Consider the following 25,108-nt stretch of genomic DNA (forward strand, 5'->3'; position numbering starts at 1 on the left):
GGCCGGATTTGAACCGACGACCTTCGGGTTATGAGCCCGACGAGCTACCATGCTGCTCCACCCCGCGTCCGTATATCTCATCGTTAAGCACGATGGGGCTATAGAACTGTAACGACACACGAGGTTCCCTTCTTTAAAACAAAAAAGCGTGACCTCAACCTTGGCAAGGTTGCGCTCTACCAACTGAGCTAGTGTCGCATTTCACTGTTTAGCACAATGACAAGCTATCAATCTGGAGCGACACACGAGGTTCCCTTCTTTAAAACAAAAAAGCGTGACCTCAACCTTGGCAAGGTTGCGCTCTACCAACTGAGCTAGTGTCGCATTTCACTGTTTAGCACAATGACAAGCTATCAATCTGGAGCGACACACGAGGTTCCCTTCTTTAAAACAAAAAAGCGTGACCTCAACCTTGGCAAGGTTGCGCTCTACCACTGAGCGAGTGTCGCATTTCACTGTTTAGTACAATGACAAGCTATTAATCTGGAGCGACACACGAGGTTCGAACTCGTGACCTCAACCTTGGCAAGGTTGCGCTCTACCAACTGAGCTAGTGTCGCATCAACAACGTTTTGTGCTGTTTAGGGGTGCGAATTATAAGAGCATTTTTTTGTGATGCAAGTAGTTAAAGCAAAAAAAAATGATTTTTCACTTATTTGCTGACAAAACCAGCAATAAAGTGATTAATCATACAAAAGCAGAGGATATAACTAGCAACACTCGGTCATACATTTACCAGTGAGAGCTAAAAGCCTCCCAAACAATCAAGAGGCCTAAGTTCACTTATATATTAAACACGGTGGAACGATAAAATTTCAGCTCAGCAATAGACTCTCGAATATCGTCCAACGCTAAATGCGTACCTTGCTTAGTAAAATGATTAAGCACTTCGGGTTTCCAGCGTCTTGTCAGCTCTTTAATCGTACTCACATCAATGTAACGATAGTGGAAGTAGTTCTCTAATTCCGGCATATGCCGATAAAGAAAACGACGATCTTGACCAATGCTATTCCCACAAATAGGTGACGCACCAGCAGGAACCCACTGCTGTAGAAACTCTATCGTCTGCTTAACGGCTTCTTGCTCATTAATCGTACTTTGACGCACGCGCTCCACTAACCCACTTGCGCTATGAGTTCGGGTACACCAATCATCCATTTTATCCAACTCAGACTCGGGTTGATGGACTGCCAGCACAGGGCCTTCTGCAAGAATCGTTAACTGACTATCAGTGACGATGGTCGCAATCTCGATAATTTTATGTTCATCAGGATCAAGCCCCGTCATTTCAAGATCAATCCAAATGAGGTTTTGTTCGCAAAAAGACATATAATAAGTCCCTATAGGGGTTTACTCATAAAAAAGGTACTATACCCCAAATTCATATCACCAAGATACCTAATGTGGCTCACGATCTCCGCCATTGTCCAAACCTTATCAACGCCAATAACTGAAAGTAGAACAGAGTGACTAAGAAGAAAAAACTGACTAAAAGCCAAGTACGCAGAGTGAGAACGAACCAACATAGAAAACTCAAACCCGAGGAATCTGTGTCTTGGGACGAATCCATGTTAGAAAGTGCCAAAACTGGCTTAGTGATTAGCCGTTTTGGCCAACATGCAGATATTGAAGATCCTGCAACGGGGCTCGTTCACCGCTGTAACTTACGGCGTAGTATTGAAAGCCTAGTATCAGGTGATAATGTTATCTGGCGTCCTGGCATTGAAACATTAGCTGGCATTTCTGGCGTCGTGGAAGCCGTTGAGCCAAGAACGTCGGTTTTAACTCGCCCAGATTACTATGATGGGCTTAAGCCAGTGGCCGCTAACGTCAATCAAATGGTCATCGTCTCTTCCGTTCTTCCTGAATTATCACTCAATATTATCGATCGCTATTTAATTGCCGCTGAAACGTTGTCGATTTCCCCTTTAATTATCTTAAATAAAGTCGATTTACTCTCATCAGAACAGCGCTCACTCTATCAACAGCAGTTGAATAATTACCAATCGATTGGCTACGACGTCCTCTTTGTGAGCAAAGAAAGTGGTGAAAATATTGATAAGCTAGAGAGTAAACTTCGTGGCCGAATTAACGTATTTGTTGGCCAGTCAGGTGTTGGAAAATCAAGCTTAGTCAATGCGTTAATGCCGCAGCTAGACACAGAGGTTGAAGAAGGTGAAATTTCTGAAAACTCAGGGTTAGGTCAACACACAACCACTACGGCTCGCTTATACCATATACCATCAGGGGGCGATTTGATTGATTCTCCGGGAGTTCGAGAATTCGGCTTATGGCATTTAGATGCCGAAGCGGTAACTAAAGCTTATGTAGAGTTTCGCCCTTACTTAGGAGGATGTAAATTTCGAGACTGTAAACACCTTGATGACCCTGGCTGTTTACTGAAAGAAGCCGTCGAGCGAGGCGAAATTAGCGCCCAACGATTTGAAAACTATCACCGAATCATTGAAAGTATGTCGGAAAATAAAGCCAATCGGCAATATTCAAGAAATAAGAAAACCGATATCTCATAACATCATTCGCTTTACTTAATGATGGATAACTGCTGACATGAGAAACGATTTTCAGTAACATCTCGCGCCCAAAGATGAAAATACATTGGAATAACACACGATGGATAAACTAAAAGTTAGACTGCAATATTGGATCCCACAACATGGCTTAACCCGTTTAGTTGGAAAGCTGGCTTCCGCGAAAGCAGGTGCTCTAACTACCGCCATCATTCGCTGGTTCATTAAGCAATACAACGTCAAAATGGATGACGCATTGCACTCAGATCCTAAACATTACTCAACCTTTAACGAATTTTTTGTTCGAGAATTAAAACCAGAAGCACGTCCGATTGCTTCTGGTGAGGATATTCTCGTTCACCCAGCGGATGCTTGTGTCAGCCAATTTGGAACGATTACCTCTGGGCAACTCATCCAAGCAAAAGGTCATCACTTCTCTGCACAAGAATTACTGGGAGGAGATGCAGATTTAGCGCAAGAGTTTGATGATGGTGAATTTGCCACTCTATATCTTTCACCCAGTGATTATCATCGTGTACATATGCCTTGCGATGGAATCTTACGTCAGATGATTTATGTTCCCGGCGATCTTTTTTCCGTGAACCCATTAACCGCGGAACATGTCCCTAATTTATTTGCACGTAACGAACGCGTTGTTTGTATTTTTGATACGGAATTTGGCCCACTGGCCCAAGTTCTGGTCGGCGCTACCATCGTGGGAAGTATTGAAACGATTTGGTCTGGCACGATGACCCCTCCACGAGGAAATACCATCTATCGCTGGAATTATCCCGCAGAAGGGAGTAATGCCGTTATACTGAAAAAAGGCCAAGAAATGGGCCGTTTTAAACTGGGTTCAACGGTGATTAACTTATTTGCAAAAGAGTCCATTCGCTTTGATGACAGTGTTCAGTTGCAATCTCCCACTTTATTAGGCTCTCCCTACGCCCATAAAGCTTAACTTGCTCGTCGCCATTTCCATTCTGCTGGGATGGCGACTATGATGTCCTGCACACTTCTTTAGATATCCTCAGCATAAAATACAAAAGTTTTATCCCTCTCTAAGACCTTTTCTTGTCAATGATTTACTCTAAATGCATTTCGGATAAAATTTGCAAAGGAAGTTTTTATGCATACGTTACCTACTGGGCTTTTGACTCGGTTAGCGGTCTGTTTTTTTATCCCGCTAGGAGTACTTTTACTCCCTATTGATCTTATCCCGATTCAAGAGCTCACTTTGGTTCAACATCGGCTCTTAGCCATTTTTCTGCTTGCCGCCCTACTGTGGGTACTTGAACCCGTCCCTGTCTTTGCAACGTCTATTTTGATTATCGCCCTTGAACTCATCATGATTTCTGATAAAGGCCTACATTGGTTCCGCTCACCGCTAGAACAACATGAAGTCGGTCATTTAATTCCCTATACCGATATTCTGGGCGCTTTTTCATCACCGATTATCATCCTCTTTATGGGCGGATTTGCGCTTGCCATTGCTGCCTCAAAATATGAGCTAGATAATAACTTAGCTCGTGTGTTGCTGCGTCCATTTGGGCACCAACCCAAGTTTATTATGCTAGGGCTTATGCTGATCACCGCCGTGTTCTCGATGTTTATGTCAAACACCGCCACGACGGTCATGATGCTCGCGCTGCTCGGCCCTATTGTGGCCTCGGCTCCGAAAGGAGAATTAGGTATCAAGGCGTTGGTTCTGAGTATTCCGATTGCTGCCAATACGGGCGGAATTGCAACACCGATTGGTACGCCCCCTAATGCTATCGCACTACAATATTTAACCGGGGACAATAGCATTGATTTTCTCTCTTGGATGATGATGGGGCTTCCTTTTGTCTTAATCCAATTAACCATTGCCTGGTTCTTACTACAATACTTTTTTCCCTCTTCTCAACCGACAATGACACTGAAATTACAAGGGACTTTTCAACGCTCTTGGCGAGCCATAGTGGTTTATTGCACCTTTGCAGCTACGATTGTAATGTGGATGACCACTTCGTTACATGGCATGAATACTTATGTGGTTTCTATAATCCCATTAGCGGTTTTCACGCTAACCGGCATTATGGGTAAGGAAGAACTAAAGTTAATCAATTGGGATGTACTTTGGTTAGTCGCTGGAGGAATAGCAATTGGTATTGGCTTAGAACACACAGGACTGGCTGAAGCGCTGGCCCATGCTATTGATTATGAAAGTTTATCACCAATGTTTGTGGTGATCTCACTGTCACTGGTTTGCTGGCTAATGGCTAACTTTATGTCCAATACTGCAACCGCTAACCTGTTAATGCCGATTGCGGCGGCAGTGGGCGTTTCTATGACCAGTTTAACTGAGGTCGGAGGGTTGCAAGGTTTACTCGTTGTGGTGGCCTTTTCTGCCTCATTAGGCATGATTCTTCCTGTTTCGACGCCACCTAACTCATTGGCCTATTCGACAGGGTTGATAGAAAGTAAAGACATGGCCAAAACCGGCCTCATTCTTGGTTTAATTGGTTTAAGTATTGTCTACCTTGCAGCCTGGGTTCTCACTTAGTCAATTTTGATCAATAGGCAACGTTTTGTTGCATTGATAGGGAGAATCATTGATCTTAACCTACTGCAAAGGGTACAAAATGTAGTAAAATTACGCTAGTTTTTACTTTCTAATTACGATGAATTTAATGAGGTCATAACTATGTCTGCTAAGAAGCCAATGGCTCTAGTGATTCTTGACGGTTGGGGTTACCGTGAAGACAACAATAGCAACGCCATTAATAATGCGAATACACCGGTGATGGATAGCCTAATGGCGAACAATCCACACACGCTCATCTCTGCATCAGGCATGGATGTGGGCCTTCCTGACGGTCAAATGGGTAACTCAGAAGTGGGGCATACCAACATCGGTGCAGGCCGTATTGTTTATCAAGACCTAACGCGTATCACAAAAGCCATTGCCGATGGTGAGTTCCAACAAAATGAAGCCATTGTCACTGCTATTGATAAAGCGGTTGCTGAAGGTAAAGCGGTACACCTAATGGGTTTAATGTCTCCAGGTGGCGTGCACTCTCATGAAGATCATATTTATGCAGCAGTCGAATTAGCGGCCGCTCGCGGAGCTGACAAAATCTACCTCCACTGTTTCCTCGATGGTCGTGATACACCACCTCGTAGCGCAGAAAACTCACTACAACGTTTCCAAGATCTGTTCACCAAACTGGGTAAAGGTCGCATTGCTTCTCTGGTTGGTCGTTACTACGCGATGGACCGTGATAACAACTGGGATCGCGTTGAAAAAGCGTATGATCTGCTGACTCAAGCAAAAGCAGAATTTACCTATGATTCTGCAGTTGCTGGCCTTGAAGCGGCTTATGCACGTGAAGAGAATGACGAGTTTGTACAAGCCACTGAAATTCGCACCGCAGATCAAGCCTCTGCAGCAATGCAAGACGGTGATGCCGTACTCTTTTTAAACTACCGTGCTGACCGTGCTCGTGAAATCACTCGCACTTTTGTCGCTGATTTTGATGGCTTTAAACGCAGCGTTTTCCCTGCGGTCAACTTTGTTATGCTGACTCAATATGCGGCTGATATTCCATTAGCTACCGCTTTCCCACCGGCTTCACTTGAAAATACTTACGGTGAATGGCTATCAAAAGCGGGAAAAACCCAGTTACGAATTTCTGAAACAGAAAAATATGCTCATGTGACTTTCTTCTTCAACGGTGGTGTTGAGAGTGAATTTGCGGGTGAAGAACGTCAGTTAGTCGCTTCTCCCAAAGTGGCTACTTATGACTTACAACCAGAAATGAGTTCAAAAGAACTCACCGATAAGCTGGTTGCAGCAATCAAGTCTGGTCAATATGATGCTATCATCTGTAACTATCCTAATGGTGACATGGTTGGTCATACAGGCGTTTACGATGCTGCCGTTAAAGCGTGTGAAGCTGTAGATGAATGTATTGGCCGTGTTGTTGAGGCGATTAAAGAAGTAGATGGCCAATTGCTGATCACCGCCGATCATGGTAACGCTGAAATGATGGTAAACCCTGAAACAGGGGGCATCCATACCGCTCATACCAATTTGCCAGTTCCTTTGATCTACGTAGGTAGCAAAGCGATCACGCTAAACGAAGGTGGAAAACTCTCCGATCTCGCCCCCACAATGTTGGCACTGAGTGATATGGAGATCCCAGCCGAAATGTCTGGTCAAGTTCTTTACTCTTAAATACTTTTCTCCAACGATAAAAAGCCCCACTTGGGGCTTTTTTATTGCTACTTCATCACAACAAGCGAGAAGAATTGAAAAACATTGCAAAGTTTTCATCATCTTGCTCGCCTCATTCGTCACTTTGAGTATACTGAACGCTCACAAATTTCCACGGTGATGACGGCGAAAAGATGATTTTCTCTATTTTTAAATGGATGACTCACTCCCCTCGAGTAACAGTATACATTGCGGGCGTTCTATTTTCTCTTATGAGTCATGCCGCGTCACAGCAAGAGTTATCTGGTGTCAAAAGCGAAATCTCACGCCAACAACAATCGCTCGGACAAAGACAAAAACAGCTAGATCAACTGCAACAATCATTGAAGCAACAAGAGTTATCCATCTCCCAGCTAGAAAGACAGATCAAATCAACACAAAATGATTTAACACAGACCAATAAAAATATCGCTAATCTACAAAAAACGATCACCCATCTTGAGCAACAACGTCAGCTGCAAGCAGAAAAACTAACAGAATTATTGCAAACCTATTATGTCACCCGTCGAGCCTTAGCCAGTGCTGACCTACTAAAAAATGGGGTCGAGCAAGATAGAATCAGCCAATATTACCAACACTTAGCCAAAAGTAGAGCTGAGATGATTCAAGAGCTGGAAACGACTCGACAGAGCTTGAATGAGAGTGAACATCAACTCCAGTTAGAACGAGAACAAATTGTAACCTTACTCCAGCAACAAACACAAAAACGCGATCAGTTAGCCAAAGCTCAGCAGGAACGTCGACAAACCGTTGCCTCAATCAGCAAAAGCATCTCAGGTGACAAAGTCTATCTTGCGGAATTACAACGCAATGAAACTCGTTTAAAAGCGGAAATTGCCAAAGCGGCAAAACGCAATGCCGTACCGATGGATGGGCTTGCCAAGCAGCAAGGTAAACTTCCTTGGCCTGTCAAAGGACAAGTTTTACATCAGTTTGGTGAGCGCCAAACTGGGCAAGTAGATTGGAAAGGTATGGTGATTGACGCGAGTTATGGTCAAGCCGTTAAAGCCGTTTATCCCGGAACGGTTGTCTTTGCAGAATATTTGCGAGGCTACGGGTTAGTGATCTTACTGGACCATGGTAAAGGCGACATGACGCTATACGGCTATAACCAATCACTGATGAAAAAAGAAGGCGACAAAGTGACGGCTGGGGAAACACTCGCATTAGCGGGGGATACAGGGGGCCAATCTCGCCCAGCATTGTATTTTGAGATCCGCCGCAACAGTAAAGCAGAAAACCCTCGCCAGTGGTTGACGCGTTAATCATACTTTCGTGCGATAATATTCTTCCACCATAAAGATTAATCGACTAAGAGACTGTTGAGGCAGCCGATTAATTCCTCCTGCGGCTTCACGACCTCCACCAGAAGGAAACTGGGCACAAATGCCCCCCGCTCCCTGTTTATTGGCTAATGGGGCTCGCAGTGAAGCAGTATAGTTATCTTGCCCCAACCGAGTCAGCACTATATGCGCCTTCTGAGTTTGTTGATTCGCCAGCAAGTTGCTATATGCTCCACTCACCCGATACGATAAAGCTTCTGCCGGTAATTCAAAAACTCGCAATGTGTCACTTTCATAATACGCAGAAAAAGCGAGGACTTGTTCCATATCTTGGTGATAGGCTTTATCTAACTTTGTATATGGCGATTGGGGATCAGCAATAAGATCAAATGGAGAAGGATAATGGAGCAAAGCGCGAAACAAATCGGCTGGGTGATAATGTAAGTCCTGTAGAGATTGTCCATAGCCATTGTAGTTAATCAACGTTCCCAATCGCTTTAACTGGCCAGCCTGAAAATGGCTTAACCCAGCTAACTCGGCAAGATGATCTCCCGTTTCAAGCAGATTATCACCATACGCGGAAGTAATAGCCCAATGGTGATATTGCCCCTGTAGAAAACGATCAACGATTAACCCGGTACAAATATTGGCACTTAAATCAATCATTGTGGTGAGGTTGGGATGTTCTGGAATAGTACCAGCTTGGTGATGATCAGCATAAAAAACTTGCGCTCCACTGTCCAAAATCCGCCGTAAATCTATGGCGTTTTTTGCCAGTGAAATATCTAAGACCGTCACACTATCTCCAACGGAAACGGATAAAGCCCGCAATAATTGAATATCACGTTTCACCCCAGTGATCAGTTGGCTATCACAAGGCTTGGCTAAACGCAGTTGCAACAACGCAATGATGCCATCGGCATCACCATTAAAGACATCATAATGCATGAAAAAACGACTAAGCGAAAAGAACGAATAGAGACAATGTAGTGGTATTTACATTCAATGAACAAGATAAAAAAGTTATATCTCATGGCATTTAACGATGCCAACCCGCACACCATCTTCTAATAATTGCAGCTGTTCCAAGCCTTGCTCGGTTGCATTCGATTTCATCACCGCAATAATCTGTAGCATACCTTGGTGAATGACAGACTCCGTGATTTGTGAACTCAAAGACATCGCAGACTGATAAGTTAGCCAACTGGAAGCGATCAAATGTAAGGTAGTCACCATTTTTTTCATTTCATCGCTGTCGAGCGCTAAGAGTTGCATTTCAACAAAGACCTGCATGATATTAACTAAATTTTCCCGCAGTTTTTCTTGTACCTGAATATATTCTTCATGCAACTGTTCATCTCGCTGCAAAATTTCAGGTAAGTTGGCATAGAAAAAACGGTATTTCCACATCAAGGTAAAAATCGAATCAAAATAGTGTTTCAAAAGAGTGAGACTCTCATAAGGGCGCTGCCAAGGAGTAAAACGTTCAATTAATTCTGCAGAATAGAGCGCAAAGATTTCTCGCACAATTTCTTGCTTATTGCGAAAGTGATAATAAAGGTTACCCGGGCTAATCTCTATATGAGCAGCAATATGGTTAGTGGTTATGGATCTTTCTCCATGCTCATTAAATAATTCTAATGCTGCATGAACTATTCGATCTCTTGTTTTCATCTATCAGTCACATTTTTTGAAACACTTGCCTACAGTATAAAGGAGTCTGGCCAGTAAGTCAGTTGAGCGCATTAAACGATGTTTGACTTAATGAAGTACATCATAAAAACGCCTGGCAAGCAGGCGTTGAACATACTATTGGTGGAAAGGCTTAGACAACTCATGCACCGCATCCACAAAGACACCTGCATTTTCTGGTGGTACATCTAAATGGATACCATGTCCAAGGTTAAAGACATGACCACTCCCTTGACCAAATCCTTGTAAAATCGTTGCCACTTCTTCTCGAATTCTTTCATGAGGAGCGTACAGCATTGAAGGGTCCATATTCCCTTGCAAAGCCACTTTATCACCGACTCGTTTTTTCGCATCGGCCATATTGATTGTCCAATCAAGACCTATAGCATCACACCCTGTGGCCGCAATTTGCTCTAACCACATTCCACCATTTTTAGTAAACAGAGTGATAGGAACTTGTCGACCATCATTCTCACGAATTAACCCATCAACGATTTTATGCATATAACGCAGTGAAAATACTTGGTAATCTCGTGGTGTTAACACACCGCCCCAAGTATCAAATACCATCACAGACTGGGCTCCAGCTTTGATTTGAGCATTCAAGTAATCAATGACACTGTCAGCCAGCTTATCCAATAATAGATGTAAGGTTTGGGGTTCGGCATACATCATTTTTTTGATCTTAGTGAAGGCTTTCGAGCTTCCACCTTCAACCATGTAAGTCGCTAGTGTCCATGGGCTACCAGAAAATCCTATCAGAGGCACTTCACCTTGAAGATCTTTTTTGATCTGACGAACGGCATTCATCACATATCGAAGCTCACCTTCAGGATCCGGCATGATCAATTTATCGACATCCGCTTTACAAGTAATCGGCCGCTCAAATTTTGGCCCTTCTCCCGTTTCAAAGTAAAGACCAAGTCCCATCGCATCAGGAATAGTTAAAATATCAGAAAATAAGATCGCCGCATCAAGGGAAAAACGACGTAATGGCTGCAGTGTCACCTCTGAGGCTAATTCGGCATTTTTACATAATGATAGGAAATCCCCGGCTTGAGCACGAGTCGCACGATACTCAGGCAAATAACGCCCAGCTTGACGCATCATCCATACCGGAGTGCAGTCCACAGGTTGTTTGAGTAATGCACGCAAATAGCGGTCATTCTTTAATTCTGTCATGGCTTTTCCACTTCTTTTATTTGGCTGTACTTTGTTAAACATTCTAACATTGATTTCGCCTCCATCGTGGAGAGCTTTGCAATCGAGATCAAGTTATTAACCTTTAAATTAATGCTTAATTTGCGTACACACTCATTTAATGTTACAAATTTGTTCGCTAGCGAAAACTACAATAATAACTGAGTATTTTTACTCAGCATCTCATAACGACATCTTACTTACCCCCTCCCTCTGTGGAGGGTTTTTTTTATCATGACTTAAGCTAGGATCTTCCTTTTTCTTGTTGGATATTGGAGAGTGTTTCTTCAATTAATGCTCTGGCAATTGTCCCTTTTGGCGCCACCGGTGGTAAATTTTCCGCAGAAAACCACTGTGCATCGGTTAATTCAGAGTAATCAGGTTTCAATTCTCCTGCCGCATAATCAGCTAAAAAAGCCATCATCATGCTGGAAGGAAAAGCCCATGGCTGGCTTCCAAAATAACGAATGTTGGTGACTGAGATACCGGTTTCTTCTTTAATTTCTCGGGCAACACATTGCTCAAGCGTCTCCCCTGCTTCAACAAACCCAGCGATAACGGTATACATACCACCACGGTGGCGAGGATGTTGAGCCAGTAAAATCTGTTCTTGATGGCGAACCGCAACAATAATACAAGGGAAAATACGTGGGTAATGCAGAGTTCGGCACTCTTGACACTGCATAGCCAGTTGAGTGTGATTAAGATGATTTCGTCCGCCACATTGAGGACAGAAACGCATCGTCTGGCTCATATGGCCATATTGAATCGCCTTACTCGCCATTAAGAATAGCGGTTCTTCTAAGTGCAATAATTCACGTAAGTTGAGCATATCGAGTGCCACATCAACTTCTTGCGCATTGATCCAATACACAGGTAAGCTCTTTAGATGACCGATAAGGACGGCATGTGAAAGGGGCAAATCCCATTGATCAGCACGACCTTGTGGGAGCGTTCCATTTACTGTCCAGATCTCACTTCCTGATACCACACACCAATAAGCGGATTTTTCATCACTTTTTTCTAACATACTCACTCCCGATTGCTTGCAGTTCAACCATTTTACTGGCAATCTAATTTCATACCAGAGTTTGTAGTTATTTGATTTTCAAACCTATAAATTCTTGATCAGGCAAAGGGTGGTGATCTTCACCAGACATATGCAGACACGATCATCAAAATCGATGATCCGATCATAAGGGCGTAACCATGCTAAAGAAGCTAAAAAAAACACAGGAACAGTGGGGTGGTTCAAGTGAGGTTATCGATCACTGGTTAGATAATCGACAACAGCTGATTGTTGAATATTGCAAACTTGTAGTAACACAACCACTGCCCGACAATGCCACCCTGAGTGAGCTTCCCTCCCCCCAAGCATTACAACACTTTAGCCAAGAATTGGTCGATTACATCTCCGAAGGTCACTTCAAAATCTATGATATGGTGATGGATAAATGGCATGCTACTGGCTTTAAAGCCACCGATGAGATTAATCGTACTTATGCACAAATCACCGAAACTACGGATCCATTACTCAATTTTGCAGATCAATACGCCACAGTGAGTAATGAAGACGATCTTGAAACACTTGATGATGATCTCTCTAAAATAGGAGAAATACTCGAATCACGGTTTGAACGTGAAGATTATCTTATCCAATTGATTGCCGATAGCTTATCCATTCCACCAGGAGCGTAAGCTTTAACTTGATTCTCTCTTTTCACTTCTTTTTATTTCAAGCATATAAAAAAGGCACCCAAAGGTGCCTTTTTTCATTCAGTTATCCAATTATTCGTCAGAAGAGAAACCGGCATTTAGCAGGGCAGCTAAATTATCGGTTGCTTGCTCTGCGGATGGACCTTCTTTCTGAGCTTGACGCTTCGCTTGACGGTCTTGATGGTAAGCAAAACCCGTACCAGCAGGGATCAATCGACCAACGATAACGTTCTCTTTCAGACCACGTAGATCATCTCGTTTACCCGATACCGCCGCTTCCGTTAGTACGCGAGTCGTTTCTTGGAACGAGGCCGCAGAGATGAACGATTCGGTTGCCAAAGAAGCTTTGGTAATACCAAGTAGTTCACGCTCAAAACGAGCAGGCTCTTTGCCTTCCGACTCTAATAGACGGTTAGCAATCTTCACCTGTGAGTATTCAACTTGCTCACCTGGTAAGAATTCAGAGTCACCAGCATAGGTAATGGTACACTTGCGTAGCATCTGACGAACGATAGTTTCAATGTGCTTATCGTTAATCTTAACGCCTTGCAAACGGTAAACTTCCTGAACTTCGTTAGCGATGTATGTCGTTACGGCATGGATACCACGTAGGCGCAGAATATCATGTGGAGATTCTGGACCATCGGCGATAACATCACCACGTTCAATACGCTCACCTTCAAACACGTTAAGCTGACGATGCTTAGGAATCATCTCTTCGTAAGTATCACCACCATCACGAGTAATGATCAAGCGACGTTTACCTTTGGTCTCTTTACCAAATGAAACGGTCCCTGTGTGCTCAGCCAAAATCGCAGGCTCTTTAGGCTTACGAGCTTCAAACAAGTCAGCTACGCGAGGCAGACCACCGGTGATATCTTTGTTACCGCCAGATTTTTGTGGAATACGTGCTAATGTGTCACCGATGTTTACTTCTGCACCATCTTCGATGTTCACGATTGCTTTACCTGGTAGGAAGTATTGTGCTGGCATATCGGTACCAGGAATCAATACATCTCTTCCTTTCTCATCAACAAGCTTGATAGCAGGACGCATGTCTTTACCCGCTGCAGGACGTGCCGCAGGCTCTGTCACTTCACTTGAAGATAGACCAGTGAGATCATCGGTTTGACGAGAAACGGTTACACCATCGATCATATCAACAAATTGGATACGACCCGCTACCTCAGTAATGATAGGTAGTGTATGCGCTTCCCAGTTAGCAATCACTTCACCCGCGTCAACCGCTTGGTTATCAGCTTTGCTTAACAAAGAACCGTATGGCAGTTTGTGTTTCTCTTTAGTACGGCCAAACTCATCAATAATGGTCAGTTCAGAAGCACGTGATGTGATCACTAACTTACCATCTTTATTAGTAACAAATTTCGCGTTATGCAGCTTCACTGAACCTTTGTTCTTCGCTTGAATGCTGTTCTCCGCGGCGGCTGTCGATGCAGCACCACCGATGTGGAACGTACGCATCGTTAACTGTGTACCCGGTTCACCGATAGACTGAGCCGCAATAACACCAACCGCTTCACCTTGGTTAACCAAATGACCACGAGCCAAGTCACGGCCATAACACAATGCACAGCAACCGAAGTCAGCATCACAAGTTACAACTGAACGAACACGAATACTATCAACCGAGTTATCATTCAGGATCTGACACCATTTCTCATCAAGCAGAGTATTACGTGGGATCAGAACTTCTTCAGTACCAGGCTTCAAGATATCTTCAGCAACAACACGACCCAAAGCTAATTCAGTCAGTGCAACTTTAACATCACCACCTTCGATATGAGGCATCATGTCAACGCCTTCATGAGTGCCACAGTCATGCTCGTAAACCACAACGTCTTGTGCAACGTCAACCAAACGACGAGTCAAGTAACCCGAGTTTGCTGTTTTCAATGCCGTATCGGCTAGACCCTTACGTGCACCGTGGGTTGAGATAAAGTACTGAAGTACGTTCAAGCCTTCTTTAAAGTTCGCGGTAATCGGTGTTTCGATGATCGAGCCATCAGGACGCGCCATCAGACCACGCATACCAGCAAGCTGACGAATCTGCGCTGCAGAACCACGAGCTCCCGAGTCAGCCATCATATAAATGCTGTTAAAAGACTCTTGACGCTCTTGATCACCATCACGGTTAACAACCAATTCAGATGAGAGGTTTTCCATCATCGCTTTCGCTACGCGATCATTGGTCGATGCCCAAATATCGATCACTTTGTTATAGCGTTCACCTGCAGTCACCAAACCAGACTGGAATTGCTCTTGAATTTCGCGTACTTCTTCTTCCGCTTCAGCAATTTCAGTGTACTTAGCTGCGGGAACAACCATATCGTCGATACCAACCGATACGCCAGACAATGCCGCATAAGCAAAACCGGTGTACATGATTTGGTCAGCAAAAATTACCGTATCTTTTAGACCAAGCTTACGATAAGCCTCGTTGAGTAGGTTAGAAATTTGCTTCTTACCTAACTTCTGGTTCACGATACTAAATGGCAACCCTTTCGGTACAATTTGCCATAACATGGCACGACCAACGGTGGTATCAACCATCTTAGTTTCTGTCGTACTATGACCGTCTTCATCCACGACCGTTTCGGTAATACGTACTTTTACACGGGCATGAAGTTCAGCGCTCTTCGTGCGATATGCCTTTTCAGCCTCAGCAGGGCCAGCTAGGTACATACCTTCACCTTTCGCGTTAATTTTTTCACGCGTCATGTAGTACAAGCCCAATACTACGTCCTGAGAAGGAACGATGATCGGATCGCCAGAGGCTGGTGATAAGATGTTGTTGGTCGACATCATTAGGGTACGAGCTTCAAGCTGTGCTTCTAAAGTTAGAGGCACGTGTACCGCCATTTGGTCACCATCGAAGTCCGCGTTATACGCCGCACAAACCAATGGGTGAAGCTGAATCGCTTTACCTTCGATCAGTACTGGCTCAAATGCTTGAATACCCAAACGGTGCAGTGTTGGCGCACGGTTAAGTAATACTGGATGTTCACGGATAACTTCATCCAAAATATCCCATACCACCGCTTCTTCACGCTCAACCATTTTCTTCGCAGCTTTGATCGTCGTCGCAAGACCACGAGTCTCTAACTTGCTGTAGATAAAAGGTTTGAATAGCTCAAGCGCCATCTTCTTAGGAAGACCACACTGGTGCAAACGTAAGTATGGACCTACGGTAATAACCGAACGGCCAGAGTAATCGACACGCTTACCTAAAAGGTTCTGACGGAAACGACCTTGTTTACCCTTGATCATATCAGCAAGAGATTTTAGAGGACGCTTGTTAGAACCAGTGATAGCACGACCACGACGACCATTATCAAGAAGCGCATCAACAGACTCTTGCAACATACGCTTTTCGTTACGTACGATGATGTCTGGAGCAGCAAGCTCTAGCAAACGCTTCAAACGGTTGTTACGGTTAATAACACGGCGGTATAGATCGTTCAGATCAGAGGTAGCAAAACGACCACCATCAAGTGGTACTAACGGACGTAAATCAGGCGGAAGTACCGGAAGAACCGTTAAAATCATCCACTCAGGCTTGTTGCCTGAAGATAAGAATGCTTCAACCAGTTTCAAACGCTTAGTCACTTTCTTACGCTTAGTTTCAGAGTTAGTGGTATCTAACTCTTCACGCATTTGCTCTGTTTCTACTTGCAAATCCATGGAAGCTAAGAGATCTTTGATCGCCTCTGCACCCATTTTTGCAGTGAATTCATCACCCCACTCTTCCAAGCGATCTAGATACTCTTCTTCAGTCAGCATCTGACCACGTTCGAGATCTGTCATGCCAGGTTCAGTTACTACATACATTTCGAAGTAAAGAACACGTTCGATGTCACGTAGTGGCATATCCATCAATAAACCAATGCGAGATGGCAATGATTTTAAGAACCAGATGTGTGCAACAGGTGAAGCCAGTTCAATGTGGCCCATACGGTCACGACGAACCTTAGTTTGGGTCACTTCAACGCCACATTTCTCACAGATCACACCACGGTGTTTCAGACGCTTATATTTGCCACAAAGACACTCATAGTCTTTTACTGGACCAAAAATACGCGCACAGAACAGACCATCACGCTCAGGTTTGAACGTACGATAGTTGATGGTCTCAGGTTTTTTCACTTCACCAAATGACCATGAACGGATCATGTCCGGTGAAGATAGACCGATCTTGATTGCATCAAATTCTTCGGTCTTATGCTGTGCTTTTAGAAAGTTTAATAAGTCTTTCACAATCAGCTCCTGTAAGGAGTTAAAAGGGCTCGCTGCATAATGTAGCGAGCGCCTTCCTACCAGAAAACCGGTTAGGCTCCCCGATACTGGGGAACCTTAAGGTTTACTCTTCGTCTTCCAACTCGATGTTGATACCTAGTGAGCGAATCTCTTTCAACAGTACGTTGAACGATTCTGGCATACCAGGTTCCATCGCGTGGTTACCGTCTACAATGTTCTTATACATCTTCGTACGGCCGTTAACGTCATCAGACTTAACGGTGAGCATTTCTTGTAACGTGTAAGCGGCACCGTAGGCTTCTAGTGCCCACACTTCCATCTCACCGAAACGCTGACCACCGAACTGTGCTTTACCACCCAGAGGTTGCTGAGTAACCAAGCTATAAGAACCGGTTGAACGCGCATGCATCTTATCGTCCACTAAGTGGTTCAATTTCAGCATGTACATATAACCAACCGTCACAGGACGTTCGAAAGCATCACCAGTACGACCATCAAACAGAGTTAACTGTCCAGAGGTTGGTAAATCAGCGAGCTCCAACATGGCTTTGATTGATGTTTCATTAGCACCATCAAAGACAGGAGTAGCGACGGGTAAACCACTACGTAGGTTATTGGCTAAGGTACGAACTTCATCGTCCGATAATGTCGCAATGTCAACAACCTGACGCGTCTCGCCCAGATCATACACTTTTTGCAAGAATTCACGCAGTTTCGCCAACTCCTGCTGCTCTTTGATCATCTGGTTGATCTTGTCACCGATCCCCTTCGCAGCCAGACCTAAGTGAACTTCTAGGATCTGACCAATGTTCATCCGCGATGGTACGCCCAGTGGGTTCAATACGATGTCAACTGGCTGGCCATTTTCATCATATGGCATGTCTTCAACTGGGTTAATCTTAGAGATAACCCCTTTGTTACCATGACGACCCGCCATCTTATCACCCGGCTGGATGCGACGTTTAACCGCTAAGTAAACTTTAACGATCTTCAATACGCCTGGTGCTAAATCATCACCTTGAGTGATCTTACGGCGCTTAGCTTCAAATTTCTTATCGAAATCAGCTTTCAGTTCATCCCACTGCTCAGCAAGCTGTTCTAGTTGAGATTGTAACTCGTCATCAGCAAGTGTTTGTTCTAACCATTTCTTACGTTCAATGGCATCTAGCTTCGCTTCAGAGTAGCCACCAGCTAGTAGAACAGAACGAACACGGGCAAGTAGACCACCTTCCAAAATCTGGAATTCTTCAGTGAGGTCTTTCTTCGCTTCTTTTAGCTGCATGTGCTCGATTTCAAGCGCACGTTTGTCTTTCTCAACACCATCACGAGTAAAGACTTGCACGTCGATAACCGTACCCGCAACCGAGTTAGGCACACGTAAAGATGTATCTTTAACATCCGATGCTTTTTCACCGAAAATTGCACGAAGCAGTTTTTCTTCTGGCGTTAGTTGTGTTTCGCCTTTAGGCGTCACTTTACCAACAAGGATGTCACCACCCTTAACTTCAGCACCGATATAAACAATACCTGACTCATCCAGCTTAGATAGCGCCGCTTCACCCACGTTTGGAATATCAGCCGTGATTTCTTCAGCACCCAACTTCGTATCACGAGCCACACAAGATAGTTCTTGAATGTGGATGGTGGTAAAGCGGTCATCCTGAACAACACGCTCAGATACTAAGATCGAGTCTTCGAAGTTGTAACCATTCCAAGGCATGAATGCGATGCGCATGTTTTGGCCTAACGCCAGTTCACCAAGGTCAGTTGATGGACCATCAGCCAGAACATCACCACGAGCCACCGGTTCTCCAGGCATCACACATGGACGCTGGTTAATACACGTGTTCTGGTTAGAACGAGTGTATTTCGTTAGGTTATAGATATCGATACCGGCTTCACCAGGAATCAGCTCTTCTTCGTTTACTTTCACAACAATACGTGAAGCATCCACTGATTGGATTACACCACCACGCGTTGCAACCGCAGTAACACCAGAATCAACCGCCACGTTACGTTCAATACCTGTACCAACTAATGGCTTTTCAGATCGCAACGTTGGAACCGCCTGACGTTGCATGTTCGCACCCATCAAAGCACGGTTCGCATCATCGTGTTCTAGGAACGGAATTAGCGATGCAGCGATAGAAACCACTTGGTTCGTCGCAACGTCCATATAGTTAACGTGTTCACGAGGGTGAAGACCAGATTCACCTTTTTGACGCGCCGTAATAAGCTCATCCGCAAAACGGTTCTCATCAGTCAGTTTTGCGTTCGCCTGAGCGATAATGAACTGACCTTCTTCTATCGCCGATAAGTAATCCACTTCATCGGTGACAATACCATCAACCACACGGCGATAAGGGGTTTCTAGAAAACCATACTCATTGCAACGGGCAAACGCAGACAAAGAGTTGATCAAACCAATGTTTGGACCTTCAGGCGTTTCGATAGGACATAAGCGACCATAGTGGGTCACGTGTACGTCACGAACTTCGAAACCAGCACGTTCACGAGTCAGACCACCCGGGCCTAAAGCAGAAATACGACGTTTATGCGTCACTTCTGATAGCGGGTTGTTCTGGTCCATAAACTGAGACAGTTGAGAAGAACCAAAAAATTCTTTTACTGCGGCAGAGATAGGCTTCGCATTGATCAGATCTTGTGGCATCACGTTATCGAGATCGCCTAGACTCAGACGCTCTTTCACGGCACGCTCAACACGAACAAGACCAACACGGAATTGGTTTTCTGCCATTTCGCCGACACTACGGATACGACGGTTGCCTAGGTGGTCAATATCATCCACCTCGCCTTTACCGTTACGAATCGAGATCAGCTTTTTCATCACTTCGATGATATCGGTTTCATCGAGTGTACCTTGCTCCTCTGCATCATCACGTTCAATTGAACTGTTGAACTTCATACGACCAACAGTTGAAAGATCATAACGTTCTGGTGAGAAGAACAAACTTTCAAACAATGACTCAGCAGCTTCTTTCGTTGGCGGCTCGCCAGGGCGCATCATGCGGTAAATCTCTACTAATGCAGAAATACGATCCGATGTGCTGTCGGTACGCAAGGTTTCCGACATAAATGGACCATGATCAAGATCATTAGTAAAGAGAACTTCAAGTTTCTTATATCCCGCTTGAGACAGGTTTGCTAACGCTTCTAGGCTAACTTCTTGGTTAGCTGCAACAATCACTTCGCCGGTAGCTTCATTGATATAATCTTTTGAGGACACTTTGCCGACAATATAGTCAACAGGCACTTCAATGAAGCTCACGTTATCTTTTTCTAACTGACGAATATGGCGAGCAGTAACTCGACGGCCTTTCTCAACGTAGACCTTGCCATCAGATTCAATGTCAAATGTTGCTGTTTCACCACGTAAGCGCTCAGGAACCAACTCCATCATTAGAGTTTGATCTTTAACTTCGAAATTCACTTTTTCGAAGAAAATATCAAGAATTTCTTCCGTCGTTTTACCTAATGCTCGAAGGATGATCGACGCTGGTAACTTGCGACGACGGTCAATACGAACGTATAGGTTGTCCTTTGGATCGAATTCAAAATCGAGCCATGAACCACGATAAGGGATAACTCGTGCGTTATAGAGCACTTTACCAGAAGAGTGGGTTTTACCCTTATCGCTGTCGAAGAACACGCCTGGGCTTCGGTGCAGCTGGGATACGATAACCCTCTCAGTACCATTAATTACAAAGGTACCATTATCTGTCATGAGTGGAATTTCACCCATGTAGACTTCTTGTTCTTTAATATCTTTGACAGTACCTGCTGGCGCGTCTTTATCAAAGATCACTAGGCGTAATTTTACACGTAGGGGCTTTGAATAAGTTACACCACGGATTTGACATTCTTTAACGTCAAAAACTGGTTCACCAAGACGGTAGCTAACGTATTGCAGCTCTGAATTGCCGTTATAGCTCTGAATTGGAAAAACAGAACGAAAAGCAGCTTCAAGACCGTATTGCCCTTCTGGATCCTGTTCGATAAATTTTTCGAAAGAATCAAGCTGGATCGATAGCAGGTATGGAATGTCCAACACTTGTGGACGAGTACCAAAGTCCTTACGGATGCGCTTTTTCTCGGTATAAGAGTAAACCATGGGGTTCCTCAGCTCGCTGATAAGTGACCCAAACTGTCCGCCTTCGTTTATGAAGGAGTAGGACAGTGACTAAATCGCTGTTTACTGTAGTGGCAGCTCAAGTCGTTAAAATGAGCCGCTTTTTGCAAGAATATGGAACGCTTAAACAGCGGGAAAATTCGCCCATACCCTACAGCGCAAAAAGGCCGGTGGTCAACAAACCACCAGCCGTTAGCCTTTCGGCTAAACAATTAAGTAATAATTACTTAATTTCAACAGTTGCACCAGCTTCTTCTAGCTGAGCTTTAAGAGCGTCAGCTTCAGCTTTGTCAACGCCTTCTTTTAGAGGTGCTGGAGCGCCGTCAACTAGAGCTTTAGCTTCTTTCAAGCCAAGACCAGTTGCGCCACGTACTGCTTTGATTACAGCAACTTTGTTACCGCCAGCAGCAGTTAGAATCACGTCGAATTCAGTTTGCTCTTCAACAGCAGCACCAGCAGCAGCGCCACCAGAAACAACTGCAGCAGCAGCAGAAACACCGAATTTCTCTTCCATAGCAGAGATCAGTTCAACAACTTGCATTACAGACATTTCTGCAATAGCGTCTAGGATTTGCTCGTTAGTAATAGACATAACAATTCTCTTTTAAGTCAACAATAAGTTTATTTTGCAACCAATAAAAAGCAAGGGCGATTAGGCCGCTGCGGCTTCTTTTTGATCGCGGATAGCAGCGATAGTACGCGCCAACTTGGCCGCAGAAGCTTCTTTCATGCACATCATCAGGCGTGCAATTGCTTCGTCGTAAGTTGGTAGTGTCGCTAGTACTTCAACGTCAGTAAGTGCGCCTTCGTATGCAGCTGCTTTGATTTCAAATGCTTTATTCTCTTTAGCGAAGTCTTTAAAAAGACGCGCCGCAGCACCTGGGTGCTCGTTAGAGAAGCCGATCAAAGTAGGACCTACGAATACGTCTTGTAGACATTCGTAAGCTGTGCCTTCTACTGCGCGACGTGCTAGTGTGTTACGAACAACTTTTAGATAAACACCCGCTTCACGCGCTTGTTTACGTAGAGTTGTTAACGCAGCCACTTGAACACCGCGAGAGTCAGCAACAACTGCAGAAAGTGCACCACTGGCCGCTTCGTTGACTTCAGCAACAATTGCTTGTTTGTCTTGAAGATTTAAAGCCATCTTGGATTGCTCCTGGTTGTCATTACACCACTCACTATTATCACAACAGTGAGAGCTTATTAGGTGCAGTCCCAGAAGAAAGTTAACTTTTAAAAATTAGAGCTTTCTGTCAGTTCGGGCACCATCTACGTAGGTTTTATTAAGTTATCAGAAGATAACGCCTACGGTCTTGGACGGAGACTGGGTTATAGTTCTAAGAACCAAAACTCAGCCCCAACCACAAATATTAGGCGCAAAATTATACACAAATTTTACGCCTAAGCAAAGGAATTATGCTTGAGTGCTCAGAGTATTCTGATCAACAGCAACACCTGCGCCCATTGTCGTAGAGATGCTTACTTTCTTAACGTAAGTCCCTTTAGCTGACGATGGTTTTGCTTTCTTAAGAGCAACAAGAAGAGCCTCTAAGTTCTCTTTTAGTTGTTCAGTTTCGAAAGACACCTTACCGATAGTGGTATGGATGATACCATTTTTATCGTTACGGTAACGAACCTGACCCGCTTTAGCATTCTTAACGGCTTCAGCAACGTTAGGAGTCACAGTACCAACTTTTGGGTTTGGCATTAGACCACGAGGACCAAGAATAGTACCTAGTTGACCAACAACGCGCATTGCATCAGGAGAAGCAATAACAACGTCAAAGTTCATTTCGCCTTTTTTCACTTGCTCAGCAAGATCTTCCATACCCACAAGTTCAGCACCCGCAGCTTTAGCCGCTTCAGCATTTGCACCTTGAGTGAATACTGCAACGCGGATATCACGACCAGTACCGTGTGGTAGTACTGTTGCACCACGTACGTTTTGGTCAGATTTACGAGCATCGATACCAAGGTTAACAGCAACGTCAACAGATTCTACGAATTTAGCTGTTGCTAGTTCTTTTAAAAGAGCAACCGCTTCGTTAATTTCGTATTCTTTAGTTACATCCACTTTTTCACGGATAGTACGCATGCGCTTAGTTAGTTTTGCCATTATCTTAACCCTCAACCACTAGGCCCATTGAACGAGCAGTACCCGCAATAGAACGTTTCATCGCTTCGATATCAGCACCAGTCATATCAGCAGCTTTAGTTTCTGCGATTTCTTGGATTTGAGCGTCAGTAACTGTACCCACTTTTTCAGTGTTAGGACGGCCTGAACCAGACTTAACACCCGCAGCTTTCTTAAGCAAAACTGCAGCTGGTGGTGTCTTTGTTTCGAATGTGAAAGAACGGTCACTGTATACTGTAATAACAACAGGAGTAGGTAGACCCTTCTCTAGAGATTCTGTTTTCGCATTGAATGCTTTACAGAATTCCATGATGTTAACGCCACGTTGACCTAGAGCAGGACCAACTGGTGGACTTGGGTTTGCCATACCTGCTGCAACTTGCAGCTTGATATAAGCTTCAACTTTCTTTGCCATGATATTTCCTAAATTATGGGTTCAAACGCTAGTCCACTGACCAGCTCCCCGTTGACTTTCTTCTTTTATTTTATCGACCATTAAATAGATAAAGACCGATAAAAAGGCGCGAAATTATAGTCAAATATCACGCCATTAACAAGACTAAAAAGCTGTTTTTTTAATCAAGCTTTTCCACTTGGCCAAACTCAAGCTCAACAGGTGTCGCACGACCAAAGATAGATACCGATACTTTCAAGCGGCTCTTATCATAGTCCACTTCTTCAACCGTACCATTAAAGTCTGCAAATGGACCTTCGTTGACACGAACGACTTCACCCGCTTCAAACATTGTTTTCGGACGAGGAGATTCACTGGCTTTTTCCAGACGGTTCAATATCGCATCGGCTTCTTTATCTGTGATCGGCGCAGGGCGATCTGATGTTCCACCAATGAAGCCCATTACACGAGGAACGCTACGTACCAAGTGCCATGACTCGTCATTCATGATCATTTGTACCAGCACGTAACCTGGAAAAAATTTACGTTCGCTCTTGCGACGTTGGCCCGCTCGCATTTCAACAACTTCTTCAGTAGGAACAAGAACTTCACCAAAGTGTTCTTCCATTCCATGCATTTTGATATGCTCACGAAGTGATTGAGCGACACGACCTTCAAACCCAGAGAAGGCTTGAACGACATACCAGCGTTTTTTTGGAGCTTCACTCATGTATTAAACCCTCTATACTCCAGTTACAAAGGCAACAAGACGAACCATAATGCCGTCAATGCCCCAAAGAACTAAAGCCATTACAATACTTACAGCTAACACGATTAGTGTCGTTTGCATGGTTTCTTGCCGTGTTGGCCAGACCACTTTGCGAACTTCCATACGAGATTCGCGTGCAAAAACAATCGCAGCTTTACCTTTAAATGTGGTTGCAGCAACGCCAAGCGCCGCCGCAATTAACACAATAACACCCGCAGCACGAGCGACAACCGACAACTCACCATACAGGTAATTACCCACAACAGCCGCCGCTAGTAATACAAAAGTAATTACCCACTTAACGGTATCTAGCGCATTTGAGCTATCAGGAGTTTCAGCATTATTAGCTTTCATAAACCAACCTGTCACAAGTCTAACTATAGACGACAACAACCCCGCTGTTGCAGGGCAAATCCATTTCACCAGCTAGCAAGCTGATGTACTATTTGACCAAGAATATTCTCAGCCCCAAAATCCATGCTAACGCTTGATTAATCAATGAAATAACCAGCAGTGCAGAAAAAGGGCATCAAATGATGCCCTTTTTACTACAGTATAGTCAAATCATTCTTCACAGAAACCGTGATTAAGCGATGATCTTAGCTACAACGCCAGCACCAACGGTACGGCCACCTTCACGAATAGCGAAACGTAGACCTTCATCCATTGCGATTGGAGCAATGAGCTCTACAACCATTTGGATGTT

General features: G+C 44.3%; 20 protein-coding genes and 4 tRNA genes. 6 read left to right on the forward strand and 18 right to left on the reverse strand.

The annotated features are described in order from the left end of the window. Nucleotides 1-110 precede the first annotated feature (110 nt). The 5 genes from B5D54_RS17250 to orn all read right to left on the reverse strand — a co-directional run bounded on the left by B5D54_RS17250 (nucleotide 111) and on the right by orn (nucleotide 1,329). Nucleotides 111-198 (reverse strand) — tRNA-Gly (locus B5D54_RS17250). Between the two features lie 35 nt (nucleotides 199-233). Further along, nucleotides 234-324 (reverse strand) — tRNA-Gly (locus tag B5D54_RS15325). 35 nt (nucleotides 325-359) lie between these two features. Beyond that, nucleotides 360-449: transfer RNA gene (locus B5D54_RS17255), tRNA-Gly, on the reverse strand. 35 nt (nucleotides 450-484) lie between these two features. Beyond that, nucleotides 485-560, reverse strand: a tRNA-Gly gene (locus tag B5D54_RS15330). 223 nt (nucleotides 561-783) lie between these two features. Next, on the reverse strand, nucleotides 784-1,329 hold the full coding sequence (orn, locus tag B5D54_RS15335; protein ID WP_078927431.1) for an oligoribonuclease: 546 nt from the start codon (nucleotides 1,327-1,329) through the stop codon (nucleotides 784-786). 137 nt (nucleotides 1,330-1,466) lie between these two features. On the opposite strand from orn, the gene rsgA reads away from it, so the two are divergent. From rsgA to B5D54_RS15360, 5 genes are all read left to right on the forward strand, one after another. After that, nucleotides 1,467-2,531, forward strand: a complete 1,065-nt coding sequence (gene rsgA, locus B5D54_RS15340; RefSeq protein WP_078927432.1) for a small ribosomal subunit biogenesis GTPase RsgA — start codon at nucleotides 1,467-1,469, stop codon at nucleotides 2,529-2,531. A gap of 100 nt (nucleotides 2,532-2,631) precedes the next feature. After that, complete coding sequence (asd, locus tag B5D54_RS15345) at nucleotides 2,632-3,489, forward strand: archaetidylserine decarboxylase (RefSeq protein ID WP_078927433.1); 858 nt, start codon at nucleotides 2,632-2,634, stop codon at nucleotides 3,487-3,489. Between the two features lie 168 nt (nucleotides 3,490-3,657). Then, nucleotides 3,658-5,073, forward strand: coding sequence for an SLC13 family permease (locus B5D54_RS15350; RefSeq protein WP_078927434.1), 1,416 nt, complete (start codon nucleotides 3,658-3,660; stop codon nucleotides 5,071-5,073). Between the two features lie 141 nt (nucleotides 5,074-5,214). After that, entirely contained in the window at nucleotides 5,215-6,747 is a 1,533-nt protein-coding gene (gene gpmM, locus B5D54_RS15355) for a 2,3-bisphosphoglycerate-independent phosphoglycerate mutase (protein ID WP_078927435.1), read from the forward strand. Between the two features lie 173 nt (nucleotides 6,748-6,920). Further along, complete coding sequence (locus B5D54_RS15360; RefSeq protein WP_078927436.1) at nucleotides 6,921-8,051, forward strand: murein hydrolase activator EnvC family protein; 1,131 nt, start codon at nucleotides 6,921-6,923, stop codon at nucleotides 8,049-8,051. Here the strand turns inward: B5D54_RS15360 and B5D54_RS15365 are convergent, their stop codons facing one another. The 4 genes from B5D54_RS15365 to nudC form a co-directional block, all read right to left on the reverse strand. Next, complete coding sequence (locus tag B5D54_RS15365) at nucleotides 8,052-9,017, reverse strand: acetyltransferase (protein WP_078927437.1); 966 nt, start codon at nucleotides 9,015-9,017, stop codon at nucleotides 8,052-8,054. A 75-nt stretch (nucleotides 9,018-9,092) separates the two neighbouring features. Next, entirely contained in the window at nucleotides 9,093-9,743 is a 651-nt protein-coding gene (locus tag B5D54_RS15370) for a TetR/AcrR family transcriptional regulator (protein ID WP_078927438.1), read from the reverse strand. Between the two features lie 135 nt (nucleotides 9,744-9,878). Beyond that, nucleotides 9,879-10,943 (reverse strand): uroporphyrinogen decarboxylase, encoded by a 1,065-nt coding sequence (gene hemE, locus B5D54_RS15375; RefSeq protein WP_078927449.1) that lies wholly within the window; start codon nucleotides 10,941-10,943, stop codon nucleotides 9,879-9,881. 262 nt (nucleotides 10,944-11,205) lie between these two features. Further along, nucleotides 11,206-11,991: an NAD(+) diphosphatase gene (nudC, locus tag B5D54_RS15380; RefSeq protein ID WP_078927439.1), complete on the reverse strand. Its 786-nt coding sequence runs from the start codon at nucleotides 11,989-11,991 to the stop codon at nucleotides 11,206-11,208. A gap of 179 nt (nucleotides 11,992-12,170) precedes the next feature. Here nudC and B5D54_RS15385 point away from each other — a divergent pair, with 179 nt between their 5' ends. Beyond that, complete coding sequence (locus B5D54_RS15385) at nucleotides 12,171-12,659, forward strand: Rsd/AlgQ family anti-sigma factor (protein WP_078927440.1); 489 nt, start codon at nucleotides 12,171-12,173, stop codon at nucleotides 12,657-12,659. A 90-nt stretch (nucleotides 12,660-12,749) separates the two neighbouring features. Here the strand turns inward: B5D54_RS15385 and rpoC are convergent, their stop codons facing one another. From rpoC to B5D54_RS15430, 9 genes are all read right to left on the reverse strand, one after another. After that, complete coding sequence (rpoC, locus tag B5D54_RS15390) at nucleotides 12,750-16,952, reverse strand: DNA-directed RNA polymerase subunit beta' (RefSeq protein WP_078927441.1); 4,203 nt, start codon at nucleotides 16,950-16,952, stop codon at nucleotides 12,750-12,752. A 103-nt stretch (nucleotides 16,953-17,055) separates the two neighbouring features. Then, nucleotides 17,056-21,084: a DNA-directed RNA polymerase subunit beta gene (gene rpoB / locus B5D54_RS15395; protein WP_078927442.1), complete on the reverse strand. Its 4,029-nt coding sequence runs from the start codon at nucleotides 21,082-21,084 to the stop codon at nucleotides 17,056-17,058. 241 nt (nucleotides 21,085-21,325) lie between these two features. After that, the gene (gene rplL / locus B5D54_RS15400) at nucleotides 21,326-21,694 is read right to left on the reverse strand and encodes a 50S ribosomal protein L7/L12 (RefSeq protein WP_078927443.1); all 369 of its coding nucleotides are present in this window, start codon (nucleotides 21,692-21,694) and stop codon (nucleotides 21,326-21,328) included. A gap of 60 nt (nucleotides 21,695-21,754) precedes the next feature. Continuing rightward, on the reverse strand, nucleotides 21,755-22,249 hold the full coding sequence (gene rplJ / locus B5D54_RS15405) for a 50S ribosomal protein L10 (protein ID WP_078927444.1): 495 nt from the start codon (nucleotides 22,247-22,249) through the stop codon (nucleotides 21,755-21,757). A gap of 270 nt (nucleotides 22,250-22,519) precedes the next feature. Next, on the reverse strand, nucleotides 22,520-23,221 hold the full coding sequence (rplA, locus tag B5D54_RS15410) for a 50S ribosomal protein L1 (RefSeq protein ID WP_078927445.1): 702 nt from the start codon (nucleotides 23,219-23,221) through the stop codon (nucleotides 22,520-22,522). A gap of 4 nt (nucleotides 23,222-23,225) precedes the next feature. Then, the gene (gene rplK / locus B5D54_RS15415) at nucleotides 23,226-23,654 is read right to left on the reverse strand and encodes a 50S ribosomal protein L11 (RefSeq protein WP_078927446.1); all 429 of its coding nucleotides are present in this window, start codon (nucleotides 23,652-23,654) and stop codon (nucleotides 23,226-23,228) included. Between the two features lie 160 nt (nucleotides 23,655-23,814). Beyond that, nucleotides 23,815-24,363: a transcription termination/antitermination protein NusG gene (gene nusG / locus B5D54_RS15420; RefSeq protein ID WP_078927447.1), complete on the reverse strand. Its 549-nt coding sequence runs from the start codon at nucleotides 24,361-24,363 to the stop codon at nucleotides 23,815-23,817. Between the two features lie 12 nt (nucleotides 24,364-24,375). Further along, entirely contained in the window at nucleotides 24,376-24,756 is a 381-nt protein-coding gene (secE, locus tag B5D54_RS15425) for a preprotein translocase subunit SecE (protein ID WP_078927448.1), read from the reverse strand. Nucleotides 24,757-24,988: 232 nt separating this feature from the next. Further along, on the reverse strand, nucleotides 24,989-25,108 hold a 120-nt coding region (locus B5D54_RS15430), incomplete at its 5' end, for an EF-Tu C-terminal domain-related protein (protein ID WP_078927450.1).

The organism is Vibrio cincinnatiensis DSM 19608 (genome assembly GCF_900167345.1).
In the GTDB taxonomy this organism is placed as follows: Bacteria; Pseudomonadota; Gammaproteobacteria; order Enterobacterales; family Vibrionaceae; genus Vibrio; species Vibrio cincinnatiensis.